This is a genomic window from Ferdinandcohnia jepli, from assembly GCF_047246645.1.
In the GTDB taxonomy this organism is placed as follows: domain Bacteria; phylum Bacillota; class Bacilli; order Bacillales; family Bacillaceae_L; genus Ferdinandcohnia.
Map to the genome: position 1 here is coordinate 200,041 of NZ_JBFOKR010000004.1, position 13,403 is coordinate 213,443.

The following is a 13,403-nucleotide window of genomic DNA, read 5'->3' on the forward strand; positions in this document are numbered from 1 at the left end:
CCAAGATTAACCCGTTTAGACTAGATCAACCAACCCAAAAAGGGCTAATCCACGGTCTAGTTACCCGAAAACAGATGCGCGGAACCAGTTTACGCTTTTTAATTTGGAAATACGGTTTTTAATTTCGATTTACGGTTTTTAAATTGAAAATACGGTTTTTAATTCAAAAATACGGTTTTTACACCGGATTTACGATTTTTAGCCAAATTTGGCAGCGTGAGGCTACATTAAGTAAACAAACATACCAAGATTAACCCGTTTAGACTAGATCAACCAACCCAAAAAGGGCTAATCCACGGTCTAGTTACCCGAAAACAGATGTGCGAACCCAGTTTACGGTTTTTAATTTGGAAATACGGTTTTTAATCTGGATTTACGGTTTTTAAATTGAAAATACGGTTTTTAATTCAAAAATACGATTTTTACGCCAGATTTACGATTTTTAGCCATATTCGGCTACGCAAACTCAGTTTACGCTTTGAAAATTAGATTTGCACTATTAAATGGGAATGCGTTTCAAAAATATGCTATTTACTCAAATTCACTCTTTTCAACCAATCTAAGTTACGATATTTCACGCAACAAGCACTACTCAAGAAAGCCCTTTACAAAAGGTCTAAAAAGGGAGGGAATAGGAAATGGAAAATGCAATCATCATAGCGATTGTCCTGATAATGTTGGTCCTCTTTCTGATGTTTGGTTTATATGTACATTCCGTTCTATTTGCAACAGGGGTAATTGGTCTCATTTTATTAGAAGGTTTTAATTTCTTACCGGGATTGCTTGGTAACGAGCCTTTTAACCGGGTTGCAAGCTATACGCTGACGACGATTCCGTTGTATGTTCTGATGGCACAGTTTATTCTCCAGTCCGATATTGTAAAAGATATTTTTTATATTGTTCATAAGGTTGCACGTGGGAAAAACGGTGTTTTAGGCATCATGACACTTTCAATTGGAGGAGTTCTAGGGGCGGTATCAGGATCAGGTACAGCAACGGCGGCCTCTCTTGGTCAGGTTGCTATACCAGAGCTGCGGAGACACGGTTATAGTGGCCCACTTGCTGGTGCAATTGCAGCTGCGGGAGGCTCATTATCGGGTATCATTCCACCGAGTATCATCTTAATTTTATATGGAGTTGCAACGGAAACGCCTGTAGGCAAGCTGTTTATCGCTGCTGTAATACCAGGGATTCTGATGATGGTAACGTTTATGGCTGTTATGCTCGTTTATCTTCGAGTCGAACAGAAGAAGTCCCCAGTTAACGCAGAAGTAGCTGTTGCGCTGGAAGAGGCGCAGGAAAAAGTATCCCTCACCAGACTCATTACCGTTTGCATTGTAGCACTGTTAGTTGTCGGTATTATTTTTGGAGGGATCTACTCAGGAACATTCACCCCAACAGAAGCGGGAGCAGTTGGAGCGTTTGTAGGATTAGTAGCAGCGTTTATTTTAGGAAAAGTAAACAAAGATTTCATTAAAAACTCAGTAGTCGAAACGCTAAAGCTAACGAGCATGGTCATGCTAATCATGATTGGAGCTCAAATCTTTGGGCGATTCGTGTCTCTATCATTAATCCCAAGGAAACTTATCAATCTATTAGAACCAATAATGGGGAACCCTACATTAGTTCTGGTAATCATCTCAATCGTTTTGTTCATCATGTTCATGTTTATTGAAGGTGCAGCCGTTATTTTAATGTCAATCCCAGTCCTCCTGCCAATTATCAATGCGCTGCAAGTAGACCTCATATGGTTTGGTGTATTTGTGAGTGTGATTTGTACGATTGGACTGTTAACTCCTCCAGTTGGACTCAGTGTTTATGCGGTGGCAGGGGTCAGTAAAATTCGACTGGAACCTATCTTTAAAATTGGAATGGTATTTTCGATTGTCGCAATGATCGTTGTAGGTGGAGTCATGATACTTTTCCCTGAAATTGCGACATTCCTAACAGAATCAATGAAATCATAGCGGAAGGAGGATGGATATGAATAGCATAGCTCGTTTATATAAGTACTTTCATTTTATAAAAGTGGTTGGTGTTTGGATTAGTGGAATCAGTCTCATTGGAATGATGTTCTTTATTGTAATAGATGTATTTTTACGAAATGTGATGTCAGATTCAATAAACGGCGGATTTGAAATTGTTCAGAACTACTTTATGCCGGTTGTTGTATTCCCAGCGTTAGCGTATGCCTACTCATCAGGGGTTCTACCAAAAATGGATCTATTACTTGAAAAATTCAAGGACAACATCAAGCTAGTATTCATTCTTGGAATGCTGTTACTAGAGATTTTTATCCTAGTGTTAATGACTATGTACACTTGGGATTACGCCATGATCGGCTTGGAACGGAAAATGGCCTTCCCAGCAGCAGGGACGCTATACCCAGTGTATCCATTGTTCTTCATCATTCCGATTTCATTTGCTTTGATCATTGTTGAAAATGTGTTTATCCTGCTCAAAAATCTGCTCGAAAAGAAGCCTACTTTCTTATTTGAGACAGAAAATAATTAGAAAAAGTAGAGGTTGAAGCGATGAGAAAAATAAACGTGATTACCCAAAAGGAATTGGTGGACACTGAGTTACTACGAAACTGTACAGCAGTGGTGATTGATGTTCTGCTTGCGACCTCTACAATTGTTAGTTTGCTAGAAAATAACTATGAACCCGTGTATGCGGTAAAAGATGCATCGACAGCACTTGAACTGGCACGACGGCAAGAACAAGCTCTTCTACTTGGCGAATGGAACGGAGAAAAAATTGAAGGATTTGAGTACCCAGACCCAACTCTTTTTTTACAAGTTGAGGAAAAAACTCCGGCCATTATCTGTTCAACCAACGGGACCATTGCAATCGAAAAAGCAAAGTATGCAAAATGCTTATATATCTCATCCTTGGTAAATGGTCACCGAGTAGCAGAACTCATCAAACAACAAGAGGATGAATCCTCAATTGTTCTTATATGTTCAGGAAATGCGGGCCGTTTCTCAATAGAAGACTTTGTTGGAGCAGGTCATATTGTCGACCACCTGACCCAAAAACAAGACTATCTACTCTCCGACTCTGCAAAACTAGCAAAAGGAACTTTCCAAGTCGCAAAGTCCACTCAGTTCAAAGATTTACACAGCAGTGAAACCGCGTGTTTATTAAAAAGTACAGGCTTTCAACATACAACAAATTGGGTTTTAGAACATTTTGAGGCGTACAATACCGTCCCATTTTATAAAAATGGAAAACTAGTTTCTGCAACATAGATAGGAGGAATTGCATTGGTAACTTATGAACAAATCGGCTACGTATCTGTGATAACCATCGATAACCCACCTTTAAATATTTTAACAGATCAGTTGATTGGAGAATTAGACGAAGTAATTGAAGCAATCTTTTCGTATCAAGAATCCCGAGCCATTGTGTTAACAGCAAAAGGAGACAGAGCATTTATGGCTGGTGCAGATATCAAGCAATTTGAAGACCTTACTCCTGAGTCTGGCAGGCAATTGGTAGAGAAGGGGAAAATCGTTTTTAACAAACTAGCAAATGCAAGAATGCCGGTGCTCTGTGCGATTAATGGATTGACCCTTGGTGGAGGGCTGGAGCTCACACTAGCGTGTGATATCCGAATTGCAGAGAAAAGGGCAAAGCTTGGGTTGCCGGAAACAAGTCTTGGGATTTTACCAGGGTATGGGGGAAATCAACGACTCGCGAGATTAATAGGACCAGGGAAAGCGAAGGAATTAGTTTTTACAGGCGCTATCTTTACGGCAGATGAGGCGCATCAATATGGACTAATCGAGAAAGTTGTTCCTGATGGTGAAGCATACCGAACGGCACTATCTATGGCAGAGCAAATTGCCAGCAAAGGTCCAGTCGCGATAGCTGCCGCAAAAGCAACTATTGATTATGGGGTAGAAACGACGATTGAACAAGGACAGAAATTTGAAACTCGAGCATTTATGGAACTATGTGAAACCAGCGACATACAAGAGGGTTTTCTAGCTTTTATGGAAAAAAGAAAGCCGAATTTCAAAGGGAAGTAGGAGTTCAGAAAGGAGATGCACATGAATACTACACAAAATCTGATAGACCATGAACAAATTAACTGGAATGAACTAAAAAATCTACTAAGGAACAATCTCCAAGACATACCTGATGCTCCGATAAAAATAAAAAAGTTCGCGGAAGGATACTCCAATCTGACCTATCTACTATGTATTGGAACATGGGAAGGCGTACTAAGACGCCCGCCTTTTGGAGAGATTCCACCTAAGGCACACGATATGAAACGGGAATGTACCATCCTAACGAAAGTCAACTCTGTTTATCCGCTTGCACCAAAGCCTCTGCTTTATTCAGAAGATCCTGCAATTATGAATCGTCATTTTTATGTAATGGAGAAGAAACAAGGAGTCGTCATTGATGATAGACTGCCAGCAAGCTACGGTAGTTCCGAGCAAGTGGGTCCGCTTATTTCAAATGCGGTGATTACCTCGATGATTGAGCTCCAATCAATTGATTATCTTAAAGCGAACCTATCGGATATTGGCAGACCAGAAGGCTATTTGGAAAGACAGGTTCATGGATGGATGAGACGATATGCTCATTCAAAAACATACGAATACCAACAGGTAACTGAGCTGGATAGCTGGTTCATCAATAACCTGCCTGCGTCACCGAAGCCAACGATTGTTCACAATGATTTTAAACTTAACAATCTTTTATTTGATGAAAACGATCCTCGTAAAATAAATGGCGTCCTTGATTGGGAGCTCTCAACAATTGGTGATCCGTTAACGGATGTTGGCTCAACGGTTGCCTACTGGGGCCAAAATGGGGACTTGGACTTAGGGATTAACTTTGTCACAAACCAGCCTGGTTTTTACAGTCGCCGTCAATTTGTTGAGGAATATGCTCGGCTCAGTGGTCGAGATGTATCAAATATTACTTACTATGTTGCACTTGGCTTTTATAAGCTGGCGGTCATTCTTCAACAAATCTACTATCGTTGGAAAAAAGGCGAACTACCTGATGAGCGTTTTAAAACCTTAAACGTAGCTGTTTCAAATCTATTTGAAATGGCTCATCTAACAAAAGAAAACCGGATTTTATAGGAGGTACATGTGATGGAAGAGATTTATATAGTAGACGGAGCACGAACAGCTTTTACGAGTTTCGGAGGTTCGTTTGCAGGAACAGGGGCCACACAACTCGGAGTGGCAACAGCTGTTGAAGCGTTAAAACGTGCAAAGGTCGATCCAATACAGGTCGACCATGTAATCTACGGGAATGTCATTCACTCTGAGAAAAATGCATCCTATCTAGCGCGCCATATTGCGTTACACAGTGACATTCCACAAGAAGTACCGGCATATATGGTAAACCGATTATGCGGTTCAGGGTTACAGGCTGCCGTTTCAGCGGCTCACCATATTTTAGCGGGTGATGCCGAAATCGTGTTAGCGGGTGGAACTGAAAATATGTCACAGTCGCCTTACGCCAATTTTGAACAACGATTTGGCAGATCTAAGATGGGCAATCTGCAGTTTGAAGATATGCTGTTAACAACACTTGTTGACCAATACACAGGCAAAGGAATGGGAATGACAGCTGAGAAACTAGCTACTAAGTATGAAATTTCAAGAGAAGAGCAGGACTTATTTGCAATTGAGTCAAATCAACGTGCAGCAAGAGCTGCAGAAAACGGGGTATTTGCAGAAGAAATCGTACCTGTTGAAGTAAAAATGAGAAAAGGGTCTCTTTTTATCGAAAAAGATGAACATATTAAGCCGGATGCGAACTTTGAAACCATAAGTAAACTACGGCCATCGTTTATCGGGGATGGAACGGTAACTGCAGCAAATGCTTCTGGTATTAATGACGGTGCTGCATCTGTTGTGGTAGCTAGTAAAAAGGCAGTCCATGAAAATGGACTAAAACCAGTAGCTCGAGTGGTATCGTGGGGAGTAGCAGGTGTTGACCCGACAATCATGGGGATTGGACCAGTACCAGCTATTAATCAGGCATTAGGTAGAGCCAACCTTACACTAAATGATATTGATTTAGTTGAAGTAAATGAAGCCTTTGCTGCACAGTATTTAGCTGTTGAAAAAGAGTTGAGGTTGGACCGTGAAAAAACGAATGTAAATGGTGGTGCGGTAGCACTTGGTCATCCGGTTGGGGCAAGTGGGGCAAGAGTTTTATTATCAGCAGCATATGAGTTAAGACGCCGCAACAAAAGATATGCAATTGTCAGCCTTTGTATTGGCGGAGGTCAGGGGATCGCGATGGTGATTGAACATGTCTAAACTGCCGTTAATTGTGGCACCGATGTTTTTGGTCTCAACACCGGAAATGGTGATTGAAGCGGGGAAAGAGGGAGTAATCGGTTCATTTCCATTGTTAAATGCCCGCCCTGCTTCCAAATGTGCTGAATGGATGGAGCAGGTAAAAAGGGAATTAGGCGATAAACCATGGGCCGTGAATTTTATCTGCCATAAAAAATCAAACAAAAGGTATGAAGAAGACCTTGAATTAATACAAACATATCAACCGCCAATTGTCATTACCTCTCTTGGACATCCAGGTGAAGTGATCGAAGTCGTTCGTGGATATGGTGGGCTTGTTTATTCTGATGTAGCCACAGTGAAGCATGCGAAAAAGGCCGCAGCATCAGGAGTTGATGGACTCATTTTAGTCTGTGCTGGAGCAGGAGGCCATGGTGGTACGTTAAATCCTTTTGCATTTGTTTCAGCAGTAAAACAATTTTTTGATGGCACGATTATTTTATCTGGAAGCATTTCGACTGGTAGAGATATTGCAGCAACAAAACTCATGGGGGCAGATTATGCGTACATGGGCACCCGTTTTATCGTTGCTGAAGAAAGCAGTGCCCAGGATGAGTACAAGGAAATGGTGTTAGCTTCAACCGTTGATGATGTGTTGTACACAAATGCGTTTAGTGGTGTCCATGCAAATGTGTTGATACCTAGTTTGATCAAACAGGGGATCGACCCAACCACTTTAAAATCCAGGGAAGATGTTGACCTTTCACACTTAGTGAATGTAAAAGCATGGCGAGACATTTGGTCAGCGGGCCATGGAGTTTCAGTTGTTACAAAACGAGAAACGATGCAAGAAATCATTCAACACCTTAAGAAGGAATACGAAGAGGGGGTTGCAAGTCTTGTACAAAACAATTAGAAGTGAACTGAAGGATGGCATAATGACACTGTATTTAAATCGCCCGGATAAAATGAATGCATTTACGCCCGAGATGACAGACGAACTCATTCACTTTTACAAAGAAGCCGATCAAAACGATGACGTTCGAGTTGTTGTCGTGACAGGAGAGGGGCGCGCTTTTTGTGCAGGAATGGATTTAAGTGTTGGTGCGTCCACCTTTGAAACTGAAGAAGACATTGAAGCGTTTCGTGATTTAGGTGGTCAGATAAGCTTAGTTGTATACAAGATGAAAAAGCCGATTATCTGCGCGATTAACGGTCCAGCCGTTGGAATTGGATTAACCATGACACTGCCAATGGATATCCGAATTGTAAAAAAGGATACGAAAATTGGCTTCGTCTTTGGACGCAGAGGGATTGGACCAGAAGCAGCATCAGGTTGGTTTTTACCCAAAATCGTAGGAATCGGAAAAGCGTTGGAGTGGATGTACACAGGTCGGTTCATCCCAACCTCGGAAGCATTGGAAACAGGGCTTGTCCATTACGAAGAGGAAAACCCACTTGAAAAAGCATACGAAATTGCTTATGAGATTGTGGAAAATACTGCTGCAACTTCTAATAGTTTTGTAAGGCAATTGCTTTGGAGCATGCTCGGTGAAAATGGTCCGCTGGAGTCCCATTTAATAGAATCTAAATTCTTAAACTGGGCAGGGAAAAATGCGGACGCACAAGAAGGTGTGCAATCTTTTTTAGAAAAACGTCCTGCGGAATTTCCGTTGAAAAATAATAGTTTGCCAGACTTCTTTGGTTCATGAATAGAAAAGGAAAATAGCATAAAGTAAAAAAACAAAATTGTATATGTCTAGCTCCAGCGCCTAGCCCCTCGAGGTCGCTTCTCCCTTCCTGCGGCGGCAACACTAAGAAATGCTTCGTGAGGATAATCCTCGCAGAAAAAATGCTTTAGCATTTTTTAGAGCCTTCTCGTCAGGGTTTCGACGCACAGGACGTGCTAGTGCCGGCGTTGCCACAGGAGTGGCGACATTAGCCGGCCAGCGCTTGTCGGACTTGCACAGGACAAGGAAGGCTACGGCAGCATAGGCATCGCACGAAGAAAATGCGTAGCATTTTCGAGGATGTGCTGACTTCTACGTTCGCCACAGGATGTGGCGGTCATTAGTAGAAGTTCTACTTAAAAGGCGCTTGCGCTTTTCTTATAAGGAGGAGAGTACTTGAAAATTGGTGTGTTAGGCTCGGGAATTATGGGAAACGGGATCGCTCAAGTGTTTGCAATGGGCGGCCATTTAGTAGTGTTAGTGGACATCGATGGCAGAGCACTTCATAATGCAAGGGAAAAAATTGAAGAAAGCTTAACTAAACTTTCAAAGAAAAGTAATCTTGATGTACAGGTCGTGTTAGGGCGTATCCAATTTACGACTGATAAGACTGCTTTAGTAAACCGAGATTTAATCATTGAAGCTGTTACGGAAAATATCGATGTTAAAAAGAAAGTGTTTCAAGAGTTGGATGAACTTTGTCATGAACATACAATTCTAGCCTCCAATACGTCAAGTTTGTCAGTTTCAGAAATGGCGATGACCACAAAACGTCCGGATCGCGTGTGTGGTCTCCATTTCTTTAATCCAGTTCCGTTGATGAAGTTAGTAGAGGTTGTTGGAACCGAGCAGACCTCGGCAGATACCTTAAATACAGTTCAGGAAGTGATTAATACGATTAACAAAGAAAGTATTTTAGTCAAAGATACTCCGTTATTTGTAGTGAATCGACTTCTCGTTCCAATGTTGAGTGAAGCAATTTTTCTAGTGGAGGAAGGAACAGCTTCGGTGGAAGACATTGATAAGGGAATGCAGCTAGGTGCCTCGCACCCAATCGGACCGTTGTGGCTTGCCGATATGATTGGATTGGATACATTGCTTTTTATCCAGGAAGCTCTATATGAAAACACAGGGGATTCAAAGTATAAGGTGCCGATGCTCTTGAAGGAAATGGTTGAAGCAGGGCATCTAGGAAGGAAGACCGGGAAAGGCTTTTACGAATATTGATGGTTGGGGCTCACCGGTGATGGTGAGCTTTTCTCATTCAAAAGTCGTAGGGAAAAATCCGTCTACGTTCGCATGTAGTTGTTGAGGAGCCCATTTACAATAGAGTTATAAAAGAAAAGGGGCTGGTATTAGTATGAAAAATAGTAAACTGTATGAAACACATATTTACACGAAAAATTTAGAGCAGGCAATTGAGTTTTACAAGGGGTTGGAGTTAGAGCTAGCATACGTTATCGAAGAGAGAAGGGTTGCATTTTTCTGGCTTGGAGATGCTTCGAAAAAGGAGCAGATGCTGGGCATTTGGGAAGTGCCAGAGGAAAAGTTCAAGGCTAGGCATTTTGCATTTAGTGTGGGGTATGAGGACTTGCTTGCTGTTCCCGAGTTTTTGGGAGCACGTGGGATTGAGCTTTCACCTGATTTTGGATTAGATACAAGTGAACCCGTCGTCCATGCATGGATGCCTGCGGCTTGTTACTATTTTTATGATTTGGATGGGAACTCATTGGAGTATCTGGCTGTTTTAGACGGGGAGGCAAGGCCGGAGTTGGGTGTGCTGCATTTGAGTAAATGGTTGGAGCAGTGAATTTTGCTAAAAATCGTAAATCCGGATTAAAAACCGTATTTTCGAATTAAAAACCATAAATCTCGATTAAAAACCGTAAATCAAAGTTAAAATGCATATCTCGGGTTTTGCTCACTTGATTGGTCAGCGAAATGCTAGAATTGTAGATTATTACAGAGGTTCTCACCTGATTTCCAGGTGAGAACTACCAAACTGTCCGATTAACGGGAATATAATTGCTGAAAATCCTAAATCCAGATCATAAATCACATCCAAACCCACAACACGGGTCACCCCCAACTAAAAAATCGGACAGGGATCATAACTCTCCTCATTCCACCACAACCGGTACTTCCTGCTGATACAAATAATCATTCAATGCAAGCTGCAGGGTGCCTTTCGATTCAGCAATATCTGCAAAACTAATTTCAAGCGCTATCATCTTTTTTACGATATCAGCTCGGATACCGGTTAGGACCGTTTTACAGCCCATCATTTTAATGCCTTCAAGTATCTTGATAAAACGCCTCATGGCACTATCGTTCATAAATGCGACACCTGATAAATCCATAATCAACGTTCGAATATGGTCTTCACCAATTCCAGTGAGTATCTTATCTTCAATGGTTTCCGCGCGTATATCATCAATCGTTCCAATCAGCGGGATAATATAGATATTTTTGTTAATTGGGATGATTGGGACAGATAGATTCTCGACGAGCTGCCGTTGTGATTCTAGTTGCTCATCCTTATATTTTGAATAGCTAATGAAAAAGTGAGAAAAAAAGTGATCTAACAGTTCGTTTACTTTTTTTTCTAATGTAAAGAAGTCATCCCTTGTGCTGTTCTTGTTAAGAAGCAGATCATAGTTGTACAGGAAGTCCCATAGAGTTCTGCGAATTGCTTGCACCCATTCTAATTTAAAAGCTAGTGTAAGAGAATTCCGCGCCCATGCCATTCCTTCTTGTTTTGCAAAGGTAATTAATTCATGCTCTCTTTCATCTACCACGTAGAGCACAAGTTTATGAGCATTGTTTACTAGATTAATATTCCCAACTGTCTGTATCTCTTCAATTTTTCCCTTCACATTGATTGCTTCCTCAAGCAAACGTTCTTCAAAGTAATCTCTGTTTTCGAGGAAAAATTCTTTAACTGAGTCCGTCTCTTTGTACTCGAGCGACATTTTGCGAACACCTCTATTTTTTGGTTGATGCTGCTTTGGTAACTTAATGGTGAATTTCGTTCCTATCTTTTCTTCGCTATCGATAATTATTTTTCCGCCGTGTTGGTAGATTACTGAAAAAACCTGTGCGAGACCCATGCCTGTCCCTGAATCTTTAGTTGAAAAAAATGGAGTCCCGAGGAGATTTAGTTTATCCTTCGGAATTCCTATCCCGGTATCCTCGATTGTAACTATCACGTCAGTATGGGTTGATGTATGAGTAATCGTAATTGTCCCTTTTCCTTCTATTGATTCAATTGCATTTTTTATAAGATTGAAAAAGGCTTTTTTAAACTGGTTCTTCTTTCCGAGGATTGTTGCGTCCGTGTGCTCGAATTCTGTAATCACATCGATATCGTATAGTTTGTCTTGAAATAGGTTGAGAATTGATTCGATCTCGACGGCTAAATGTATCGCACGATATTCCTCATCCTCAAGGTCTGGTTTAGAAACCTGTAATAAATTATTCAATGTAACAAGCGCATTATCTAATTCTGATTGCGCAATATCTATATATTCATGACCTTCCTCTTGTTGAAGGAGCTGTAAAAAGCCTTTCACTGCAGTTAACGGATTACGTACTTCATGTGCAATACCGGCAGCAATTTGCCCCACAGATGCTAACTGACTTAAATGTGTATCCCCCCTATGTTCTTCATTTTTCGTCTCATTAGTAATCATAGATGGCGTAACTCCTTTCAAGCCTAGAAAACGTTTAGAAATATTAAATAATTGTAATGTTTTGACGACTATCCAAGAAAAGTTTACCGAAAAAACACTAATTGTGATAGTCAAAACACTGGAAATCTATGTAATTAAGCTAAAATACTACTAAAGTTGTAAAGGGAATAGTACCGGAGGGGTTCTGAAAAATTATTCTAGAAAAGGAATGTGGAAATTTAATCAAACGTTTGTTTAAAGTAGTCAATCAAATGTTTGTTTGGAGGGTTAAATCATCAATGCCAACTCTTTGTAAAATCAAACAAACGATTGTTTAAACATGTCAAACAATCGCTTGTTTGAAGAATAATACGATAGTTTTTGTATGGGAGTATAGGGATAACTCATTTCCTGTAAATGGTCATCGACAATTATTTCTCGTCTAGTAAACCATAAATCTTAATAGAATTTGATTTCGATAAAGAATAAATCGTATGTGTATCAACCGTATTCATAATCGTTCCTGAATCTTTGCTAATCCATAGAAAATAAGTTTCCTCACCTAAAAAAACTTTGTAATGGGGGTCTGCCATGTCAACGATACCTGGTAACTTTTTGGCGGATTTAAAGGCAGTATTAAACAGTTCGATATCATTTTTATCAGTAATGACGAATTCCCACTCCTTATTTACCTCGGAGAAGTTCTTCATTTTATGGATGGTAATACTTTCGATAGTTTCAGTGGAGCAACCAATAAGCGAAATCAACAAGAAAAGCAATGTAAGTACCTTTTTCATAAACCTCCTCCTTTTATAGTTGGACGTTTGAATAGGGAAAAGGTTACGTGAGAATACAAACTCCATATAAAAAGAGTACCTCGCACGGTACCCTTATTACTCTCCATATATTTCTTTATAAGCAAGCACCTTTAGTGCCAATATTTCTTCTTCTGATAATTTCGTTTCTACCTCAGCAAGCAGTTCCTCCTGCGTCATACTTCCATCCTGCGCTTTTGTCCGAATCTCATTTAATTCAGTAATTCCTACCTTTTTTACAAGTACTCTTGTTGCTTCCTCTTTGGTTGTAAATGGCAGAGTACTAGTATCGGCATGTTTTGCATCTTCGAGTAGAGCTACTAATGCCGGATCACTCTCAATCACAGTTTTTATTTGTTCCATTTCCCCATTGTTCTCAAGTTCAGATGCAATGGTGTCCATGAGCTTCTCAGATGCTAGATTAGTTCCAAAATAATACACCCCAAAGCCTATTCCGCCAAGAACGATAACAAAAACTAGTAGTATTTTAACCAATTTCACATCAATCAGCTCCTTTTCTAAACTACAAATATACTACATTCATTTATGGAAAGGAACTGTTTCATAAATGTACCAATTGTTGGATTATAGGTACTATGTGGATAAGTAAGGGGACACATAAGTTAGGATTATGTGCGTAAGTTGGCGGAGTTGTGGTGCGAAGGACAAGGTAATACCTTGGAAAATTGCTAAAAACCGTAAATTTGAATTAAAAATCGTATTTCCTGATTAAAAACCGTATTTCGAAAATAAAAACCATAAATCCTGATTAAAAACCATAAATCCAAATTAAAAACCGTAAACGAAACAAGGTACTATAAATCTAGTAAAAAACTGCAGAAAAAGTTGCTTACAAATTGGTTATTTCATCAATTTAAAAGGTGTTAGACTTAATTGCTCAAGGCT

The 13,403-nt window shown here is 40.3% G+C and carries 13 protein-coding genes; 10 read left to right on the forward strand and 3 right to left on the reverse strand.

The window, feature by feature from the left end; translation table 11 throughout:
- The first annotated feature begins 638 nt into the window (after positions 1–638).
- The 10 genes from AB3M96_RS05950 (at position 639) to AB3M96_RS05995 (ending at position 9,821) form a co-directional block, all read left to right on the forward strand.
- Positions 639–1,967 carry a TRAP transporter large permease gene (locus AB3M96_RS05950; RefSeq protein ID WP_412966664.1) on the forward strand — a complete coding sequence of 443 codons (1,329 nt, stop codon included), beginning with the start codon at positions 639–641 and terminating at the stop codon, positions 1,965–1,967.
- 16 nt (positions 1,968–1,983) lie between these two features.
- Positions 1,984–2,514, forward strand: a complete 531-nt coding sequence (locus tag AB3M96_RS05955; protein WP_412966665.1) for a TRAP transporter small permease — start codon at positions 1,984–1,986, stop codon at positions 2,512–2,514.
- Between the two features lie 20 nt (positions 2,515–2,534).
- Positions 2,535–3,254, forward strand: coding sequence for a 2-phosphosulfolactate phosphatase (locus tag AB3M96_RS05960; protein WP_412966666.1), 720 nt, complete (start codon positions 2,535–2,537; stop codon positions 3,252–3,254).
- A 15-nt stretch (positions 3,255–3,269) separates the two neighbouring features.
- Positions 3,270–4,037: an enoyl-CoA hydratase/isomerase family protein gene (locus tag AB3M96_RS05965; RefSeq protein WP_412966667.1), complete on the forward strand. Its 768-nt coding sequence runs from the start codon at positions 3,270–3,272 to the stop codon at positions 4,035–4,037.
- A 21-nt stretch (positions 4,038–4,058) separates the two neighbouring features.
- Entirely contained in the window at positions 4,059–5,108 is a 1,050-nt protein-coding gene (locus AB3M96_RS05970) for a phosphotransferase family protein (protein WP_412966668.1), read from the forward strand.
- A 12-nt stretch (positions 5,109–5,120) separates the two neighbouring features.
- A complete protein-coding gene (locus AB3M96_RS05975; RefSeq protein ID WP_412966669.1) occupies positions 5,121–6,302 on the forward strand; it encodes an acetyl-CoA C-acetyltransferase in 1,182 nt (393 codons plus the stop codon).
- Positions 6,295–7,197, forward strand: coding sequence for an NAD(P)H-dependent flavin oxidoreductase (locus AB3M96_RS05980; RefSeq protein WP_412966670.1), 903 nt, complete (start codon positions 6,295–6,297; stop codon positions 7,195–7,197). Before AB3M96_RS05975 ends, AB3M96_RS05980 begins: the two co-directional genes overlap by 8 nt.
- Positions 7,181–7,993 (forward strand): enoyl-CoA hydratase-related protein, encoded by an 813-nt coding sequence (locus tag AB3M96_RS05985; RefSeq protein WP_412966671.1) that lies wholly within the window; start codon positions 7,181–7,183, stop codon positions 7,991–7,993. The genes AB3M96_RS05980 and AB3M96_RS05985 overlap by 17 nt, the downstream gene beginning before the upstream one ends.
- 414 nt (positions 7,994–8,407) lie before the next feature.
- Complete coding sequence (locus AB3M96_RS05990) at positions 8,408–9,238, forward strand: 3-hydroxyacyl-CoA dehydrogenase family protein (RefSeq protein ID WP_412966672.1); 831 nt, start codon at positions 8,408–8,410, stop codon at positions 9,236–9,238.
- Positions 9,239–9,371: 133 nt separating this feature from the next.
- The gene (locus AB3M96_RS05995) at positions 9,372–9,821 is read left to right on the forward strand and encodes a VOC family protein (RefSeq protein WP_412966673.1); all 450 of its coding nucleotides are present in this window, start codon (positions 9,372–9,374) and stop codon (positions 9,819–9,821) included.
- A gap of 310 nt (positions 9,822–10,131) precedes the next feature.
- On the opposite strand, the gene AB3M96_RS06000 is transcribed toward AB3M96_RS05995, so the two are convergent.
- The 3 genes from AB3M96_RS06000 to AB3M96_RS06010 all read right to left on the reverse strand — a co-directional run bounded on the left by AB3M96_RS06000 (position 10,132) and on the right by AB3M96_RS06010 (position 12,998).
- Positions 10,132–11,703 carry an ATP-binding protein gene (locus AB3M96_RS06000; RefSeq protein ID WP_412966674.1) on the reverse strand — a complete coding sequence of 524 codons (1,572 nt, stop codon included), beginning with the start codon at positions 11,701–11,703 and terminating at the stop codon, positions 10,132–10,134.
- A 410-nt stretch (positions 11,704–12,113) separates the two neighbouring features.
- Complete coding sequence (locus AB3M96_RS06005) at positions 12,114–12,479, reverse strand: YhfM domain-containing protein (protein ID WP_412966675.1); 366 nt, start codon at positions 12,477–12,479, stop codon at positions 12,114–12,116.
- Positions 12,480–12,575: 96 nt separating this feature from the next.
- The gene (locus AB3M96_RS06010; protein WP_412966676.1) at positions 12,576–12,998 is read right to left on the reverse strand and encodes a hypothetical protein; all 423 of its coding nucleotides are present in this window, start codon (positions 12,996–12,998) and stop codon (positions 12,576–12,578) included.
- Positions 12,999–13,403 lie beyond the last annotated feature (405 nt).